General features: G+C 52.1%; 16 protein-coding genes. 8 read left to right on the forward strand and 8 right to left on the reverse strand.

From position 1 onward, the window contains the following. Nucleotides 1-95: 95 nt before the first annotated feature. Complete coding sequence (gene mobB / locus ACLJRU_RS19645) at nt 96-611, reverse strand: molybdopterin-guanine dinucleotide biosynthesis protein MobB (protein ID WP_012543414.1); 516 nt, start codon at nt 609-611, stop codon at nt 96-98. Further along, nucleotides 608-1,192 carry a molybdenum cofactor guanylyltransferase MobA gene (gene mobA / locus ACLJRU_RS19650; protein ID WP_001048454.1) on the reverse strand — a complete coding sequence of 195 codons (585 nt, stop codon included), beginning with the start codon at nt 1,190-1,192 and terminating at the stop codon, nt 608-610. Before mobA ends, mobB begins: the two co-directional genes overlap by 4 nt. Nucleotides 1,193-1,261: 69 nt before the next feature. Here mobA and ACLJRU_RS19655 point away from each other — a divergent pair, with 69 nt between their 5' ends. The 3 genes from ACLJRU_RS19655 to dsbA all read left to right on the forward strand — a co-directional run bounded on the left by ACLJRU_RS19655 (nt 1,262) and on the right by dsbA (nt 3,234). Next, nucleotides 1,262-1,531 carry a YihD family protein gene (locus ACLJRU_RS19655; protein ID WP_000649858.1) on the forward strand — a complete coding sequence of 90 codons (270 nt, stop codon included), beginning with the start codon at nt 1,262-1,264 and terminating at the stop codon, nt 1,529-1,531. Between the two features lie 76 nt (nt 1,532-1,607). Then, nucleotides 1,608-2,594, forward strand: a complete 987-nt coding sequence (locus ACLJRU_RS19660) for a serine/threonine protein kinase (RefSeq protein ID WP_000999261.1) — start codon at nt 1,608-1,610, stop codon at nt 2,592-2,594. A gap of 16 nt (nt 2,595-2,610) precedes the next feature. Continuing rightward, nucleotides 2,611-3,234: a thiol:disulfide interchange protein DsbA gene (gene dsbA / locus ACLJRU_RS19665; protein WP_023235423.1), complete on the forward strand. Its 624-nt coding sequence runs from the start codon at nt 2,611-2,613 to the stop codon at nt 3,232-3,234. A 12-nt stretch (nt 3,235-3,246) separates the two neighbouring features. On the opposite strand, the gene ACLJRU_RS19670 is transcribed toward dsbA, so the two are convergent. Next, the gene (locus ACLJRU_RS19670) at nt 3,247-4,155 is read right to left on the reverse strand and encodes an acyltransferase (RefSeq protein ID WP_000196889.1); all 909 of its coding nucleotides are present in this window, start codon (nt 4,153-4,155) and stop codon (nt 3,247-3,249) included. Nucleotides 4,156-4,542: 387 nt separating this feature from the next. On the opposite strand from ACLJRU_RS19670, the gene polA reads away from it, so the two are divergent. Then, the gene (gene polA / locus ACLJRU_RS19675) at nt 4,543-7,329 is read left to right on the forward strand and encodes a DNA polymerase I (protein ID WP_000249972.1); all 2,787 of its coding nucleotides are present in this window, start codon (nt 4,543-4,545) and stop codon (nt 7,327-7,329) included. A gap of 334 nt (nt 7,330-7,663) precedes the next feature. Here polA and yihA read toward each other — a convergent pair whose 3' ends face one another. After that, nucleotides 7,664-8,296, reverse strand: a complete 633-nt coding sequence (gene yihA, locus ACLJRU_RS19680) for a ribosome biogenesis GTP-binding protein YihA/YsxC (protein WP_000183327.1) — start codon at nt 8,294-8,296, stop codon at nt 7,664-7,666. Between the two features lie 239 nt (nt 8,297-8,535). Between yihA and ACLJRU_RS19685 the strand changes: the two genes are divergently transcribed. The 3 genes from ACLJRU_RS19685 (at nt 8,536) to hemN (ending at nt 10,956) form a co-directional block, all read left to right on the forward strand. Continuing rightward, nucleotides 8,536-8,760: a hypothetical protein gene (locus tag ACLJRU_RS19685; protein ID WP_001541209.1), complete on the forward strand. Its 225-nt coding sequence runs from the start codon at nt 8,536-8,538 to the stop codon at nt 8,758-8,760. A gap of 118 nt (nt 8,761-8,878) precedes the next feature. Beyond that, nucleotides 8,879-9,394 carry a Der GTPase-activating protein YihI gene (yihI, locus tag ACLJRU_RS19690; RefSeq protein ID WP_000743291.1) on the forward strand — a complete coding sequence of 172 codons (516 nt, stop codon included), beginning with the start codon at nt 8,879-8,881 and terminating at the stop codon, nt 9,392-9,394. A 188-nt stretch (nt 9,395-9,582) separates the two neighbouring features. After that, complete coding sequence (hemN, locus tag ACLJRU_RS19695; RefSeq protein ID WP_011264432.1) at nt 9,583-10,956, forward strand: oxygen-independent coproporphyrinogen III oxidase; 1,374 nt, start codon at nt 9,583-9,585, stop codon at nt 10,954-10,956. Nucleotides 10,957-11,045: 89 nt separating this feature from the next. Here hemN and ACLJRU_RS19700 read toward each other — a convergent pair whose 3' ends face one another. The 4 genes from ACLJRU_RS19700 to glnA all read right to left on the reverse strand — a co-directional run bounded on the left by ACLJRU_RS19700 (nt 11,046) and on the right by glnA (nt 15,420). Then, a complete protein-coding gene (locus tag ACLJRU_RS19700) occupies nt 11,046-11,156 on the reverse strand; it encodes a YshB family small membrane protein (RefSeq protein WP_001578131.1) in 111 nt (36 codons plus the stop codon). Nucleotides 11,157-11,268: 112 nt separating this feature from the next. Next, entirely contained in the window at nt 11,269-12,678 is a 1,410-nt protein-coding gene (gene glnG / locus ACLJRU_RS19705) for a nitrogen regulation protein NR(I) (RefSeq protein ID WP_001188782.1), read from the reverse strand. Between the two features lie 8 nt (nt 12,679-12,686). Beyond that, nucleotides 12,687-13,736 carry a nitrogen regulation protein NR(II) gene (glnL, locus tag ACLJRU_RS19710; protein ID WP_000146194.1) on the reverse strand — a complete coding sequence of 350 codons (1,050 nt, stop codon included), beginning with the start codon at nt 13,734-13,736 and terminating at the stop codon, nt 12,687-12,689. A 274-nt stretch (nt 13,737-14,010) separates the two neighbouring features. Beyond that, nucleotides 14,011-15,420: a glutamate--ammonia ligase gene (gene glnA, locus ACLJRU_RS19715; RefSeq protein WP_001271699.1), complete on the reverse strand. Its 1,410-nt coding sequence runs from the start codon at nt 15,418-15,420 to the stop codon at nt 14,011-14,013. Nucleotides 15,421-15,795: 375 nt separating this feature from the next. Here glnA and typA point away from each other — a divergent pair, with 375 nt between their 5' ends. Further along, entirely contained in the window at nt 15,796-17,619 is a 1,824-nt protein-coding gene (typA, locus tag ACLJRU_RS19720) for a ribosome-dependent GTPase TypA (protein ID WP_000572060.1), read from the forward strand. The last annotated feature ends 32 nt before the right edge of the window (nt 17,620-17,651 follow it).

Genomic DNA, 17,651 nt, shown 5'->3' on the forward strand with positions numbered 1-17,651 from the left:
TTTTGCGTGTGCGGTAACTGTAAAAATGTAGGCCTGATAAGCGCAGCGCCATCAGGCAACCGGCACCGCCGGATGGCGGCTCCGCCTTATTCGGCCTACAAGGAACGTGCTTTCTCTAACCACCGCAAAATGAAGGCAGAAATCTGCGATACATCATTAAGATCCAAAACGGGTACCGCTACGGCAAGTGGAATATCACTGGCAACTGCAATAACATGCTCATCAAGAATTAATTCTTCCTCGCTGTGCCCACATCCCTGACGAAAAAGTAAGATCTTCGCAACTGCCTCGTGTTTAAACCCTTCTACCAGCACCATATCCAGCTTTGATGCATCCATCCGGCTCACCAGCCATGCCAGATCCAACTCTTCTTGCCCCGGCGTTTCAGTCATTAACGCCCAGCGCTGCTGACTGGCAACCAGCGTTTGTGCTGCCCCGGCCTTACGTAATTCGTAGCTATCTTTACCCGGTTTATCAACATCCATATCATGATGGGTATGCTTAATCAGCCCTGGCCGAATTCCATGCTCGCAAAGCGCCGGGATCAGTTTTTTCAGCAGTGTTGTTTTTCCCGTGCCGCTCCATGCGGCAATGGCGAGTAGCGGTATCATGGTCTCTTTTGCCATTGCGCGAGCTCCTCCGGCGTGTTGACGTTCACAAATGCCTCCTTACAATCGCTGAAATCAACGGCGTGTCCGCCTACCTGGCGCATAAAAATCATTACCCGCCGCTCGCCTGCTTGCAAATAAGCTGTCAACTGGGGCTCAACGGCACGATTAATCAACGCGATCGTTGGATGATCGCGCTCTCCATCATGAACCCAAACCACGGGTGCGCCATGACGCTGCGCTGCTAAACGATCGACCAGGTTGTGGGGGATACAGGGATTGTCACAGGGGCAAAACAGAAACCAGTCGCCTACTACCTGCTGAAAAACGGAAAGCATACCCGCCAGCGGACCGGGAAAGTCAGCGATTGAATCCGGAATGACTTTCAGGCCGCTGGCCTGGTAGATATCCAGATGGCGATTAGCACTAATGACGACCGTAGCAAGCTGTGGCGCGAGCGCGTCGGCAACGTGTCGCCAGAGCGGTTTCCCGTCCAGTTCAAGCAGACCTTTGTCCGCACCTCCCATCCGCCGGGCTTTACCGCCTGCCAGCACCACGCCGGTTATTACTTCACCCAGATTCACCGATATCGCCTCTTTTATTGTGGGATTGACCCTGCTACCGTGTCTGTATCAAGAATAAGGAGCACAGCTATGAAATGTAAACGCCTGAATGAAGTCATTGAACTCCTCCAGCCAGCCTGGCAGAAAGAGCCTGATCTTAATCTGACGCAATTTTTGCAGAAACTGGCGAAAGAGTCAGGTTTTGACGGCAAACTGGAAGATTTAACTGATGATATCCTGATCTACCATCTGAAAATGCGCGATTCCGCCAAAGACGCCGCCATTCCAGGGATTCAAAAAGACTATGAAGAGGACTTTAAAACGGCGCTTTTACGCGCCCGCGGCGTTATTAAAGAGTAAAACCTTGTAAGCGGCGCCACCGAAATCGCCACGAAATGATATCCTGAATCATTCGTAGTATTTTCCGGATGATGGGATGAACGACAACGCTTTTACTTTCCAGACGCTACACCCGGAAACCATCATGGATGCGCTGTTTGAACAGGGGATCAGGGTGGATTCCGGGCTGACTCCACTAAACAGTTATGAAAACCGCGTCTATCAGTTTCAGGATGAAGACCGTCGACGTTTTGTCGTTAAGTTTTATCGTCCTGAGCGCTGGTCTGTTGATCAAATTCGGGAAGAACACCAATTCGCGCTTGAACTGGTGAAGGATGAGGTTCCGGTTGCCGCTCCGCTCGCGTTTAATGGCCAGACGCTGTTAGCGCATCAGGGCTATCATTATGCCATTTTCCCCAGCGTAGGCGGTCGTCAGTTTGAAGCAGATAATATCGATCAGATGGAGGCGGTAGGGCGTTATCTTGGTCGATTGCATCAGACGGGGCGAAAACGTCCTTTCACTTTCCGGCCTGACATTGGGCTTGCAGAGTATCTTTTTGAACCTCGCCAGGTATTCGAAGATGCCGCACTGATTCCCTCCGGGCAAAAAGCGGCTTTCCTGAAAGCCACTGATACTCTACTGTCTGCAGTTACCGAATGCTGGCGCACCGATTTCGCCACGCTGCGATTGCACGGCGATTGTCATGCCGGCAACATTCTATGGCGTGATGGACCGCTGTTTGTCGATTTAGATGATGCCCGTAACGGCCCGGCGATACAGGATTTATGGATGCTGCTGAACGGCGACAAAGCCGAACAGCGAATGCAGCTTGAAACCATTATTGAAGCTTATGAAGAAATTAGTGAGTTCGATACGGCTGAAATTGGTCTTATTGAACCTTTACGCGCCATGCGTTTAGTTTATTATCTTGCCTGGTTGATTCGTCGTTGGGGCGATCCTGCGTTTCCAAAAAACTTTCCCTGGTTAACAGGGGAAGATTACTGGCAGCGACAGACAACGACTTTTATTGAGCAGACTAAAATTTTGCACGAACCCCCTTTACAATTAACGCCAATGTATTAATCGGAGAGAGTTGATCATGAAAAAGATTTGGCTGGCGCTGGCTGGTATGGTTTTAGCTTTTAGCGCCTCGGCAGCACAGATCAGAGACGGTAAACAGTATATCACGCTGGATAAACCGGTCGCTGGCGAACCCCAGGTACTGGAGTTTTTCTCCTTCTACTGCCCACATTGTTATCAGTTTGAAGAAGTGCTTCATGTGTCTGACAATGTGAAGAAAAAGCTGCCGGAAGGCACCAAAATGACCAAGTACCACGTTGAGTTCCTGGGGCCGTTGGGCAAGGAGCTCACCCAGGCATGGGCGGTGGCGATGGCGTTGGGTGTAGAAGATAAAGTCACGGTCCCGCTGTTTGAAGCCGTACAGAAAACCCAGACAGTACAATCTGCCGCGGATATCCGTAAAGTGTTCGTTGATGCGGGCGTCAAGGGCGAAGATTACGATGCGGCCTGGAACAGCTTCGTGGTGAAATCACTGGTTGCGCAACAGGAGAAAGCCGCGGCTGACCTGCAACTGCAGGGCGTTCCGGCGATGTTCGTCAATGGCAAATACCAGATTAACCCACAAGGTATGGATACCAGCAGCATGGATGTTTTTGTTCAGCAGTATGCTGATACCGTGAAATATTTGGTTGATAAAAAATAAAAAGAACGCCGGTCACTGACCGGCGTTTTTATAAGATGTTTTAATCTCTTCTATCTGTATATCTTTCTTATCCCACAGCGTATTAAGCCAACGTTGAAAACGGCGTTTGAATGTTTTGTCGTTCACGTAATCGCCGTGCAGTTCTTCATTTATGGGTTCCAGTTGCACCCGAACAACAATATGCGTCAGCCTACCGCTTAGCATATCGTAGAAGGGGTGACGATCGTTGTTTGGGTAACACAACGTAATATTAAGCAGCTTATCGAACTGTGAGCCTAAAACATTAATCGCCATTGCAATACCGGCTGCTTTTGGCGGCAACAGATGTTGATAAGGTGAATGCGTTTGCTGACGTTTCTCATGCGTAAATCGCGAGCCTTCAACAAAGTTAACGATAGTGGTGGGATACCGACGAAACTTTTCGCAAGAGCGACGAGTTGTTTCAACATCTTTGCCGCGTCGATCGGGGTGTCGGAGCAGGTAGCTACGGGAGTAGCGCTTCATAAACGGCATATCTAATGCCCAGCACGCCAGGCCGATGAACGGCACCCAGGCCAATTGCTGTTTAAGAAAGTACTTATTCATTGGGATATGCTTGCGGAACAGAACGCAAAGCACAACGATATCGGCCCAGCTGCGATGATTACAAATCAGTAAATACCAATTTTTCTTGCTCAGCCCTTCTAACCCTTCTACATCCCATTGCAAGTGCGGATTAAGGCGTAACAGCGCTGCAAGACCAGCACACCAGCAATACATCATGAAATTGCAGAAAATGGAGACCTTGCGCCAGATACCGGGAACAGGCAAAAGAAGCTTTACCATACCGGCAATGATGATCGGTACTGAGCAAACAATAGTGACCAGGATGGTCAATACGATACTCAATGGGAGCGTGATAGCCGCGAGTATTCTCGTCATAATAAATTATTCAAAAGTTAGCCATAAATGGTGCGCGAAAAGGGCGCAAGGGGCTGATTCTATCAGAAAACGATGCTAATGATGGCGCTGAGTGAAATAGAAACACTCGTAACAACTATCCACATTATGATAACGGCATGAATCAGATAATCAGAAAAACGTGATGTTAACAACTCATTGAAAATAATGGGTAATTATTAAGACGAGAAGGCTATCGCGCTGATTTTAAAGTAATGGTAAGAATTTACACACAAAGTTATCCACAGGTTGTTTTGCGAGCGATCCTGAAGATCGACAAAACTTTTCCGCAAATGCGGCGAAAAACTCAAGTTTTCCTCCTGTATGTGGCATCCTTTAACCATAATCTGTTAAACAGGCACGGACATTATGGTTCAGATCCCAGAAAACCCACTTATTCTCGTAGATGGCTCATCCTATCTCTATCGCGCCTATCATGCGTTTCCGCCGTTAACCAACAGCGCGGGAGAACCTACGGGCGCAATGTATGGTGTCCTCAACATGTTGCGCAGCCTGATCATGCAGTATCAGCCGACGCATGCTGCGGTGGTGTTTGACGCCAAAGGAAAAACCTTCCGTGATGAGCTCTTTGAACATTACAAATCGCATCGTCCTCCGATGCCGGATGATCTGCGTGCGCAAATAGAGCCGTTACATGCCATGGTTAAAGCCATGGGGTTACCTCTGCTGGCAGTCTCTGGCGTAGAAGCGGATGACGTTATCGGTACACTGGCGCGAGAAGCGGAGAAGGTGGGGCGTCCGGTATTAATCAGCACCGGCGATAAAGATATGGCACAGTTGGTGACGCCGAATATTACGCTGATCAACACCATGACTAACACCATCCTCGGCCCGGATGAAGTCGTTAATAAGTACGGTGTGCCGCCTGAGCTGATTATCGACTTTCTGGCGCTGATGGGGGACTCCTCGGATAATATTCCAGGCGTACCAGGCGTGGGTGAGAAGACGGCGCAAGCCTTGCTTCAGGGATTGGGCGGCCTGGATACGCTGTACGCCGAGCCGGAAAAAATTGCCGGTCTCACTTTCCGCGGCGCCAAAACGATGGCCGGTAAATTAGCGCAGAATAAAGACGTAGCGTACCTGTCTTATAAACTCGCCACCATTAAAACGGATGTTGAGCTGGAGCTGACCTGCGAACAGCTTGAAGTGCAGCAGCCGATTGCGGATGAACTGCTGGGCCTGTTTAAAAAATATGAGTTTAAGCGCTGGACGGCGGACGTTGAGTCAGGCAAGTGGCTACAGGCAAAGGGCGCGAAACCGGCGGCCAAACCGCAGGAAACGGTCGTTATTGATGAATCGCCCAGCGAACCGGCAGCGGCGCTCTCTTATGAAAATTATGTCACGATTCTGGACGACGTTACGCTGGAAAGCTGGATTGAAAAGCTGAAAAAAGCGCCAGTTTTTGCTTTCGACACGGAGACCGACAGTCTGGATAATATCGCCGCCAACCTGGTGGGCCTCTCGTTTGCTATCGAACCTGGCGTTGCCGCGTATGTACCTGTCGCGCATGATTATCTGGACGCTCCGGATCAAATCTCCCGCCAGCGTGCTCTGGAACTGCTGAAGCCGCTGCTGGAAGATGAAAAAGTGCGCAAAGTGGGGCAAAACCTCAAGTACGATCGCGGCGTCTTGCAAAATTACGGTATTGAGCTGCGCGGTATCGCCTTCGATACCATGCTTGAGTCTTACATTCTGAACAGCGTCGCCGGACGCCATGATATGGACAGTTTGTCCGATCGTTGGCTGAAGCACAAAACTATCACCTTTGAAGACATTGCCGGTAAAGGTAAAAACCAGCTCACCTTTAACCAGATCGCACTGGAGGAAGCGGGGCGCTATGCGGCAGAAGATGCGGATGTCACGTTACAGTTGCATCTCAAAATGTGGCCTGAGCTCCAGCAGCACAAAGGCCCGCTGAATGTTTTCGAAAACATCGAAATGCCGCTGGTGCCGGTACTGTCACGCGTTGAGCGCAATGGTGTAAAAATCGATCCTGCCGTCCTGCACAAACATTCGGAAGAAATCACGCTACGTCTGGCGGAACTGGAAAAGAAAGCGCATGACATTGCGGGCGAGGCGTTCAACCTGTCCTCGACGAAGCAGTTGCAGACTATCCTGTTTGAAAAGCAGGGTATTAAGCCGCTGAAGAAAACGCCTGGCGGCGCGCCGTCAACGTCGGAAGAGGTGCTGGAGGAGCTGGCGCTGGACTATCCGCTGCCGAAAGTGATTCTGGAGTATCGTGGTCTGGCGAAGCTAAAATCCACCTATACCGATAAGCTGCCGCTGATGATTAACCCGAAAACCGGGCGCGTCCATACGTCCTATCATCAGGCGGTAACGGCGACGGGACGTTTATCGTCCACCGATCCGAACCTGCAAAATATTCCGGTGCGCAATGAAGAAGGCCGCCGCATTCGTCAGGCATTTATTGCGCCTGAGGATTATCTCATCGTGTCTGCGGACTATTCACAGATTGAGCTGCGTATTATGGCGCATCTTTCCCGTGATAAAGGACTGCTCACGGCGTTCGCCGAAGGGAAGGATATTCACCGCGCAACGGCGGCGGAAGTCTTTGGCTTGCCGCTGGATAGCGTGACCGGGGAACAGCGCCGAAGTGCGAAAGCCATTAACTTTGGCCTGATTTACGGGATGAGCGCCTTCGGTCTTTCTCGCCAGCTTAATATTCCGCGTAAAGAGGCGCAGAAGTATATGGATCTCTACTTCGAACGCTACCCTGGCGTGCTGGAATATATGGAGCGCACCCGCGCTCAGGCAAAAGAACAAGGCTATGTGGAAACGCTGGAGGGACGCCGCCTTTATCTGCCGGATATTAAATCCAGCAACGCGGCGCGGCGCGCGGGGGCGGAACGCGCGGCGATCAATGCTCCCATGCAAGGAACGGCTGCCGATATCATCAAGCGCGCCATGATTGCCGTCGATGCCTGGCTACAGGCCGAGCAGCCACGCGTGCGGATGATTATGCAGGTACACGATGAATTAGTGTTCGAGGTGCATAAAGACGACTTAGATGCGGTAGCAAAACGTATCCATCAGTTGATGGAAAACTGCACGCGTATTGATGTGCCGTTGCTGGTGGAAGTCGGTAGCGGGGAAAATTGGGATCAAGCGCACTAAGCATTTAAGGAATAACGCGCTTTTTTCGTAATTAAGCAACATAAGCACGGGGGTTTTGTGATGGGTATTAGAATTCCCTATGTAAAGAATGAAAAAAAATTACGAAAAGGTCTTTCTGTGTTGCTCAAAAAAGAGTAAAGTTATTCACGTAGGGTACAGAGGTAAGATGTTCTATCTTTCAGACCTTTTACTTCACGTAATCGGATTTGGCTGAATATTTTAGCCGCCCCAGTCAGTTTATGACTGGGGCGTTTTTTATTGTGCGCAAGAAAAGTTTCGCTCACACCGTAGGCCGGATAAGACGCGCAGCGGCGCCATCCGGCATAGCGGGTGATTATTCCCCGTCCTGAATCTCTTCGACCGGTGCCAGTTCACTAAACCAGCTATCCAGTTTCTGACGTAACTTATCCACGCCCTGCTTTTTCAGCGAGGAAAACGCTTCTACCTGCACATCGCCATTAAAAGCCAGCACGGCTTCACGTACCATATTCAACTGCGCCTTGCGCGCGCCGCTGGCCAGTTTGTCCGCTTTGGTCAGAAGAACCAGAACCTGGATATTGCTCTCTACAGCCCACTGGATCATCTGTTGGTCGAGGTCTTTCAACGGATGGCGGATATCCATTAAAACGACTAAGCCCTGTAGGCTTTGACGTTTCTCCAGATATTCCCCCAGCGCGCGTTGCCACTTGCGTTTCATCTCTTCCGGGACTTCCGCGTAGCCATAGCCCGGCAGGTCGACCAACCGTTTGCCATCTACGACTTCAAACAGGTTAATCAGTTGGGTACGGCCCGGCGTTTTAGAGGTGCGCGCCAGGCTTTTTTGGTTGGTCAACGTGTTCAGGGCGCTGGATTTGCCTGCATTGGAACGGCCAGCAAAAGCCACTTCAATTCCGCAATCGGAAGGTAAATGGCGAATATCAGGCGCACTCATCACAAAATGCGTCTGTTGATAATTCAGGTTAGTCAAAGCGGTCGTCTCCGTCAGTCAAAGCATTGTGGCGATTATACCTGAACGCCAGCAAAAGACGGATTTTTCGGCGCATCGGTGCTGTAAGTAAAAGCCATACGCTTTGTGAGACATTGTCCATTGCACTTATGCGACATGACAGAGTCGTTGTCAGGCTCAAAGCCAGTTAATATAGTTAAATCATGAATTTATAGAAAGGTAGTTGTCTGAAAAAAAGGGATTTGCCGTGTCGGTATCTTGTGAGTTTACCCCAAAAGAGTAAAGTAATGCACATAGCGAGGACGCTAACAGGATCAACGACTCAGGATGAGGGTCAGGAGCGCCAGGAGGCGAAGACACAGGATTGTCAGGAAGACAAACGTCCGGAGACGTTAGTAAAAGGAAATGGAAACAACATGGAATGTTCCAGGCTAAGGGAAAAACAGGGCGTGTTGATAGCCAACAGGGATGGTGGAACCCGTTAAGGGTCGTGAGTCAAGAAAAAAGGCGGCAGATTACTCTGTCGCCTTTTTTCTTTGCTTGCTTTCTGCTAGATTCCGCCTCAATTCTATACTGAATAAAACGGCTTAAAGATCTGACATCATGAAAAAACCAACCTCTGCACCGCGCAGTAAAGCCTTTGGCAAACAGCGTCGTAAAACGCGTGAAGAGTTAAACCAGGAGGCGCGCGACCGTAAACGCCTGAAAAAACATCGCGGTCATGCGCCGGGAAGTCGCGCGGCGGGCGGCAATTCCGCTTCGGGCGGCGGCAATCAGAATCAACAAAAAGATCCACGTATTGGCAGTAAAACACCTGTTCCATTGGGCGTGACTGAAAAAGTGACCCAACAGCATAAACCGAAAAGTGAGAAACCTATGCTTTCACCGCAGGCGGAGTTGGATTTACTGGAAACGGATGAGCGCCTGGATGCGCTGTTAGAACGTCTGGAAGCGGGCGAAACCCTGAGTGCGGAAGATCAAGCCTGGGTAGATGCCAAACTGGATCGTATTGATGAACTGATGCAGAAGCTTGGTCTGTCTTACGATGACGACGACGAAGACGACGAAGAGGACGAGAAGCAGGAAGATATGATGCGCCTGCTAAGAGGCGGCAACTAATGGGTTTACACCGTGGGCTTGCCCGTCCTGCTTATAACCCTTCCGGTTATATGTTATCTGGTGTGGTTATTCGTTAAACTACAGCGATTGTCGCGGCGACAGAAATGGCTGCGCAGCCGGCTTGCCGCCCGTCATGGCGTGAAGCCGGTACGCCGTACCCGCCAGAGACGCCATCGGAAGGAGTGAGCATGTCTGAACAGCAAATAGACTGGGATCTGGCCCTGATCCAGAAATATAACTATTCCGGGCCACGATATACCTCGTACCCAACCGCGCTGGAGTTTTCTGAAGACTTCGAGGACGCCGCATTCTTGCAGGCTGTGGCGCGTTATCCTGAACGTCCGCTCTCGCTGTATGTGCATATCCCGTTTTGTCACAAGTTGTGTTATTTCTGCGGCTGCAACAAGATTGTCACCCGCCAACAGCATAAAGCTGACCAGTATCTTGACGCGCTTGAGCAGGAAATTCGTCATCGCGCGCCGCTGTTTGCAGACCGTCATGTCAGCCAGCTTCACTGGGGCGGCGGTACGCCTACTTACCTGAATAAAGCGCAAATCAGCCGCTTAATGACGCTGTTGCGTGAAAATTTCCACTTTAATACCGACGCGGAAATCTCGATCGAAGTCGATCCCCGTGAAATTGATCTGGATGTGCTCGATCATTTACGTGCGGAAGGTTTTAACCGCCTGAGTATGGGCGTGCAGGACTTTAATAAAGAGGTGCAGCGCCTGGTTAACCGCGAGCAGGATGAAGAATTCATCTTTGCGTTGCTTAATCACGCCCGCGATATCGGCTTTACCTCGACCAATATCGATTTGATCTACGGTCTACCGAAACAGACGCCGGAAAGCTTCGCTTTCACGCTGAAGCGTGTGACGGAGCTGAACCCCGATCGTTTGAGCGTCTTTAACTATGCGCATCTGCCAACGCTTTTTGCCGCCCAGCGTAAAATTAAAGATGCCGATTTACCCAGCGCGCAGCAGAAACTGGATATTTTGCAGGAGACGATCGTATCGCTTACTCAGGCCGGTTATCAGTTTATCGGGATGGACCATTTTGCCCGTCCGGACGACGAACTGGCCGTCGCGCAGCGCGAAGGCGTGCTGCACCGTAATTTTCAGGGCTATACGACCCAGGGCGATACCGATCTGCTGGGGATGGGGGTTTCTGCTATCAGCATGATTGGCGATGGCTACATGCAGAACCAGAAAGAGCTGAAGCGTTATTACCAGCAAGTGGATGAGCGGGGCAATGCGCTATGGCGTGGTATTACGCTGACCCGTGATGATTGCATTCGTCGCGATGTTATCAAAGCGCTGATTTGTAACTTCCGCCTGGATTTTAACGCTGTCGAACAGCAGTGGGGTTTGCATTTCGCTGAGTATTTTGCCGAAGATTTGCAGTTACTGTCGCCGCTGGCGAAAGATGGGCTGGTGGATATTAGCGAGAAGGGAATTCAGGTGACGGCGAAAGGTCGTTTGCTGATCCGCAATATCTGCATGTGCTTTGACGCGTATCTGCGCCAGAAAGCGCGGATGCAGCAGTTCTCACGCGTCATTTAGCCGGGTTGCCCGGTGGCGCTGCGCTTACCGGGCCTACACGTTGCGACAACCTGTAGGCCGGATAAGCATTAGCGCCATCCGGCACATTGTCAGCTGAACAGTCCCACCAGCGCGGCACACAACACGGCGGCTAGCGCAGTTTGTGGCGTGTGGCTGTCGACCGCTCCACTCGATACCAGATTAATAATAGATTCTAACATAATGAATCCCCCCGTTTGCCGGGCATGATCATACTGAACTCATCGGAACAGTAAAGCGCAAAATAGCAGCGTTTTGCGCTCAATTATTAATCTTTACACTCGCGGGTAATGTTTACTCCATTCCCAGCTCTTTCAACTTCCGCGTTAGGGTGTTTCGCCCCCAACCGAGCAGCCTGGCGGCTTCCTGTTTATGACCCTGCGTATGGCGTAACGCCGTGGTCAGTAGCGTTCTCTCCAGTTCTGGCTGCGCTTCAGAAAGCAGGTTTTGATGACCGGATCGCAAGGCGCGGTCCGCCCATTGCGCCAGTAATGTCGCCCAGCTATCCGGCGGCAGGTGGGACGGGCTATCCGGCGCCGAGGCTTCAAACAGTTCGCCTGGTAAATCCTGGATCAATACCTCCTGTCCGGCGGCCATGACGGTGAGCCAGCGGCAGGTATTTTCTAACTGACGCACGTTACCAGGCCATGCCAGGCGTGTTAACGCCGTTTCGGTTTCTGGATGTAATAATTTGGCTTCCACGCCTAATTCACGGGCGGCGACCTGCAAAAAATGGCGCGCCAGGCGCGGAATATCCTCACGGCGTTCACGCAACGGCGGAAGATGGATACGAATCACGTTCAGGCGGTGGAACAGGTCTTCGCGGAATTTCCCTTCCTGAACGCGTCGTTCGAGGTTCTGGTGGGTGGCGGCGATAATGCGCACATCCACTTTTACCGGCGCGTACCCGCCCACACGGTAGAACTGTCCGTCAGCCAGCACGCGTAACAGACGAGTCTGGACATCCAGCGGCATATCGCCAATTTCGTCCAGAAACAGCGTGCCGCCGTCAGCCTGCTCGAAACGGCCCTGCCGGATGGTATTCGCCCCGGTAAAAGCGCCTTTCTCATGGCCAAACAGTTCGGATTCAATCAAATCTTTCGGGATGGCCGCCATATTGAGCGCGATAAACGGCGCTTTGGCGCGTGGGCTATGGCGATGTAGCGCATGGGCGACCAGTTCTTTACCGGTTCCTGATTCGCCGTTAATCAGCACGCTAATCGAAGAACGCGACAGCCGACCAATAATGCGAAACACATCCTGCATGGCGGGCGCTTCGCCTATCATGTCTGTTGTCGGGCCGTTAACCTCGATATTACGCGGCTGCTGCTGCTCCTGATAGTGGCTAATCGCGCGCTCGACCAGAGCGACGGCTTCATCAATATCAAACGGTTTAGGCAGATAATCAAACGCCCCCTGCTGATAGGCGCTCACGGCGGCATCTAAATCGGAATGCGCGGTCATAATGATGACCGGAAGCATCGGGTGACGCTGTTTAATCTGCTTTAATAGCGCCAGCCCGTCCATTCCCGGCATTCGGATATCCGACAGCAAGACGTCCGGCGTTTTACTGGCCAGCGCAGCCAGTACTTCATTACCATTCTCAAAGGTGGTACAGGTCAACCCTGCCCCGGCGAGAGCACGTTCAAGCACCCAACGGATGGAACTATCATCATCGACGACCCAGACTATTCCTCGTTGCATAAACACCTCTATTTCCGAATCGGCAGGTAAACCGAAAACTCGGTATGCCCCGGCCAACTGGTAAATTCAATTTTGCCGGCGTGTTGATCGATAAGATTGCGGGCGATAGATAACCCAAGCCCGGTGCCGCCTTCGCGACCGCTGACCATCGGGTAGAACAGAGTATCCTGTAAATGGGGAGGAATGCCCGGCCCATTGTCTTCAACGTCTATACGCGCCGCCAGGCGATAGCGTTCGCCATGCAGCGTTAACTGGAAGGCGGTACGCGTACGCAGCGTAATTTCGCCGCCTTCCGGCCCCAGCGCCTGCAAGGCATTGCGGACAATATTCAGCAGTACTTGCTCAATTTGTTCCGGGTCGTGCGGCAGTTCTGGCAGACTGGGGTCGTAATCGCGGATAAGCCGGACATTATCCGGCAGTTCCATCGACACCAGCGCCACCACGCGCTCCGCGACTTTATGTATGCTCTCGGTAATGTGCATTCCCGGGTGCTGCGGCCCCAGCAAACGATCGACAAGGTTGCGTAGCCTGTCGGCCTGTTCAATGATGACTTTGGTATATTCCGTTAGCGCCGGGTCGGGCAGCGCCTTGCTGAGTAGCTGCGCCGCGCCGCGCAGGCCGCCGAGCGGATTTTTGATTTCGTGCGCCAGACCGCGCACCAGATCGCGGGCGGCGATTTGCTGCGCGTGCTGCAACTGCTCCTGACTCAGACGACGCTGGTTATCCATCGGCGCCATTTCGAGCAGTATAAAATCGTCGGGCAGACGTTGGGCGGTCAAAGAGAGAATATGCGAGCGACTATCAATCACCAGCGTCACTTCGTTATCGGTAAAGCCTTGTCCTGCCGCTAAACTTTCGCGCATCAGGTCAATGTTTAACGAAAAATAGCTCAACAGTTCAGGTAACGGCGTCCCGAACAGTTTGCGTGAGCTTTGCGCGAGCAACTGCTGCGCGGCAGGATTGGCGTAATGGATTGCCAGCGCGTCGTCGACCACCAGCACGCTGTTGATTAACGAATTGAGGATCTGCCCAGCATCGGGCTGTATGCCGCTTGCCATTCAGCAGTCTCCTGGAAAAGGTTGCACCATTTTAGTGCATTATAGCTTTTTACTACTAAAAAGCGCGTGAGATCAGATTGTTGGTGGAGAAAAAAGCCCATCCAGGGATGGGCTGAAAGTTTCCACGGCAACTCAAAAACTCCTGACGCCTTTCACGCTGCTGCTGCGTTGGCTGCCTTCGCTTACCCCAGTCACATCGCTATCTATGCTCCTGGGGATGTGCTCAGTTGCCGCCTTGCAGCAACGCGAAATTCGTCGGATTTTTAATATACGATTAAACGCTGTAGTACAGCTCAAACTCTACCGGGTGCGGGGTCATACGCACGCGGTCATCTTCTTCGCGACGCAGCGCAATATACGCATCGATCGCTTCATCCGTGAACACGCCGCCTGCTTTCAGGAACTCGCGGTCCAGGTCCAGCGCGTTCAGCGCTTCTTCCAGAGAACCCGCTACCTGTGGGATCTCTTTCGCTTCTTCCGGCGGCAGGTCATACAGGTTTTTGTCCATGGCTTCGCCCGGGTGAATCTTATTCTTAATCCCGTCCAGACCGGCCATCAGCAGGGCGGCAAAGCACAGATACGGGTTAGCCGCCGGGTCCGGGAAGCGAACTTCGATACGGCGCGCTTTCGGAGACGCCACCACCGGAATACGGATGGAGGCGGAACGGTTACGGGCGGAGTAGGCCAGCATCACCGGCGCTTCGTAACCCGGGACCAGACGCTTGTAGGAGTTGGTGGTCGGGTTCGCCAGGGCGTTGATGGCTTTGGCGTGTTTGATGACGCCGCCGATGTAGTACAGCGCTTGTTCAGACAGGCCGGCATATTTGTCGCCAGAGAACAGGTTGGTGCCGTTCTTCGCCAGCGACATGTGGCAGTGCATACCGGAACCGTTATCGCCGAACATCGGTTTTGGCATAAAGGTCGCGGTCTTACCGAAGCGGTGAGCCACGTTATGCACGACATATTTGTAAATCTGAATTTCGTCGGCTTTTTTGGTCATGGTGTTAAAGCGGGTCGCCACTTCGTTCTGACCTGCGGTCGCTACTTCGTGATGGTGCGCTTCAACGACCAGGCCCATCTGCTCCATGACCAGACACATTTCAGAACGGATATCCTGCGCGGAGTCAACTGGCGGAACCGGGAAATAACCGCCTTTCACGCCCGGACGATGGCCTTTGTTGCCGCCTTCGTACTTGGTAGAGGAGTTCCAGGCGCCTTCAATATCGTCAATCGCAACATGTGAGCCGGAGATAGATGCGCCGAAGCGGATGTCGTCGAACAGGAAGAATTCAGGTTCCGGCCCAAACAGGACGGTATCGGCGATACCGGTCGCGCGCAGGTAGTCTTCCGCACGTTTTGCGATGGAACGTGGGTCACGGTCATAACCTTGCAGAGTGCCAGGCTCCAGGATGTCGCAACGGATAATCAGGGTAGAGTCCGCGAAGAACGGGTCAATCACTGCGGTGGATGCGTCTGGCATCAGCACCATGTCGGATTCGTTAATGCCTTTCCAGCCGCCGATAGAGGAGCCGTCAAACATTTTGCCTTCTTCAAAGAATTCGGCATTTACCTGATGAGCAGGAATCGTGACGTGCTGTTCTTTGCCTTTGGTATCGGTGAAGCGCAGATCGACAAACTTCACTTCGTGCTCGTTCAGCATCGTCAAAACGTGTTCAGCGGACATACTTGTACTCTCCCGGATTGGTCATGGTCGGTCGTCGTGGTAACGAGATCTTCAATTCTGCTGGCCGTGTCGCCGTAAAAATATAAAGCGAAATCTGTGCCAACTTTCACATTGCCCCCAAAAGGCGTTATCATGCGCACCATCGTGCAAAAGGGCTGCACCACGGTGACTATGTTGCACCAAAATAGTGCTTCAATGTGAACATTAAGCACCACATTGGTGCAATAGAACGCAAGCCACCCTTTTAACGCTCCGTGAAAGCGATCACAAAGAGACTCTGCAATACTTGTTTGCGGAGGATGTTTGTGATCCTGTTTTGTAGTGCGATTAATCCGTGTACAATAACGCGCTATTTCTAATGCCTGAGGCAAAGTTGTGATCGAAAATTTGCGTAACATCGCCATCATCGCGCACGTTGACCATGGTAAAACTACCCTGGTTGATAAGCTGCTCCAGCAATCCGGTACGTTCGACGCGCGTGCCGAAACTCAAGAGCGAGTGATGGACTCCAACGATTTGGAGAAAGAGCGTGGTATTACTATCCTCGCTAAAAACACCGCTATTAAATGGAATGATTACCGTATCAACATCGTTGATACTCCCGGGCACGCTGACTTCGGTGGTGAAGTAGAGCGCGTCATGTCCATGGTTGACTCTGTGCTGCTGGTGGTTGACGCATTTGACGGCCCGATGCCGCAAACGCGCTTCGTGACCAAAAAAGCCTTTGCTCATGGCCTGAAACCTATTGTGGTTATCAACAAGGTTGACCGTCCTGGCGCGCGCCCTGACTGGGTTGTTGACCAGGTATTCGACCTGTTTGTTAACCTCGACGCGACCGACGAACAGCTGGACTTCCCGATCATCTACGCTTCGGCGCTGAACGGTATCGCGGGTCTGGACCACGAAGATATGGCGGAAGACATGACCCCGCTGTATCAGGCGATCATTGATCATGTTCCGGCGCCGGACGTTGACCTCGATGGTCCGTTGCAGATGCAGATCTCCCAGCTGGACTACAACAACTACGTTGGCGTTATCGGCATCGGCCGTATCAAACGCGGCAAAGTGAAGCCGAACCAGCAGGTCACTATCATCGATAGTGAAGGGAAAACCCGTAACGCGAAAGTAGGTAAAGTGCTGACGCATCTGGGTCTGGAGCGTATCGACAGCGATATCGCCGAAGCGGGCGATATCATTGCGATCACCGGTCTGGGCGAGCTGAACATTTCCGACACCATCTGCGACCCGCAGAACGTTGAAGCGCTGCCGGCGCTGTCCGTTGATGAGCCGACCGTGTCTATGTTCTTCTGCGTTAACACCTCGCCGTTCTGCGGTAAAGAAGGTAAGTTTGTGACTTCTCGTCAGATTCTTGACCGTCTGAACAAAGAGCTGGTGCATAACGTGGCGCTGCGCGTTGAAGAAACCGAAGATGCGGATGCGTTCCGTGTATCCGGTCGTGGCGAACTGCACCTGTCCGTGCTGATTGAAAATATGCGTCGTGAAGGTTTCGAACTGGCGGTTTCCCGTCCGAAAGTTATCTTCCGTGAAATCGACGGTCGTAAACAAGAGCCGTACGAAAACGTGACGCTGGACGTCGAAGAGCAGCACCAGGGGTCTGTCATGCAGGCGCTGGGCGAGCGTAAAGGCGATCTGAAAAACATGAATCCGGACGGTAAAGGCCGCGTACGTCTCGACTACGTGATCCCAAGCCGTGGGCTGATTGGTTTCCGTTCAGAATTCATGACCATGACTTCCGGTACGGGTCTGCTGTACTCCACCTTCAGCCATTACGACGATATTCGTCCGGGTGAAGTGGGCCAGCGTCAGAACGGCGTACTGATCTCTAACGGTCAGGGTAAAGCGGTGGCGTTTGCGCTGTTCGGTTTGCAGGATCGCGGTAAGCTGTTCCTGGGTCACGGCGCGGAAGTTTACGAAGGCCAGATTATTGGTATTCACAGCCGCTCCAACGACCTGACGGTAAACTGCCTGACCGGTAAGAAACTGACCAACATGCGTGCGTCTGGTACGGATGAAGCGGTGATTCTGGTTCCGCCAATTAAAATGAGCCTTGAGCAAGCGCTGGAGTTCATTGATGACGACGAACTGGTAGAAGTCACCCCAACCTCTATCCGTATCCGTAAACGTCACCTGACGGAAAACGATCGCCGCCGTGCGAACCGTGGTCAGAAAGAAGAGTAATTAACGCTCTTACGGATAAAAACCCTGCCGAA

The organism is Salmonella sp. SAL00653 (assembly GCF_046552515.1).
GTDB lineage: Bacteria > Pseudomonadota > Gammaproteobacteria > Enterobacterales > Enterobacteriaceae > Salmonella > Salmonella enterica.

Bases quoted from the DNA above. Each gene is read 5' to 3' on its own strand.
- glnL (WP_000146194.1), bottom strand. From the start codon at position 13,736: ATGGCAAGCGGCATACAGCCCGATGCTGGGCAGATCCTCAATTCGTTA.
- ACLJRU_RS19660 (WP_000999261.1), top strand. From the start codon at position 1,608: ATGAACGACAACGCTTTTACTTTCCAGACGCTACACCCGGAAACCATC.
- ACLJRU_RS19655 (WP_000649858.1), top strand. From the start codon at position 1,262: ATGAAATGTAAACGCCTGAATGAAGTCATTGAACTCCTCCAGCCAGCC.
- yihI (WP_000743291.1), top strand. From the start codon at position 8,879: ATGAAAAAACCAACCTCTGCACCGCGCAGTAAAGCCTTTGGCAAACAG.
- polA (WP_000249972.1), top strand. From the start codon at position 4,543: ATGGTTCAGATCCCAGAAAACCCACTTATTCTCGTAGATGGCTCATCC.
- hemN (WP_011264432.1), top strand. From the start codon at position 9,583: ATGTCTGAACAGCAAATAGACTGGGATCTGGCCCTGATCCAGAAATAT.
- glnA (WP_001271699.1), bottom strand. From the start codon at position 15,420: ATGTCCGCTGAACACGTTTTGACGATGCTGAACGAGCACGAAGTGAAG.
- ACLJRU_RS19700 (WP_001578131.1), bottom strand. From the start codon at position 11,156: ATGTTAGAATCTATTATTAATCTGGTATCGAGTGGAGCGGTCGACAGC.
- mobB (WP_012543414.1), bottom strand. From the start codon at position 611: ATGATACCGCTACTCGCCATTGCCGCATGGAGCGGCACGGGAAAAACA.
- dsbA (WP_023235423.1), top strand. From the start codon at position 2,611: ATGAAAAAGATTTGGCTGGCGCTGGCTGGTATGGTTTTAGCTTTTAGC.
- glnG (WP_001188782.1), bottom strand. From the start codon at position 12,678: ATGCAACGAGGAATAGTCTGGGTCGTCGATGATGATAGTTCCATCCGT.
- ACLJRU_RS19670 (WP_000196889.1), bottom strand. From the start codon at position 4,155: ATGACGAGAATACTCGCGGCTATCACGCTCCCATTGAGTATCGTATTG.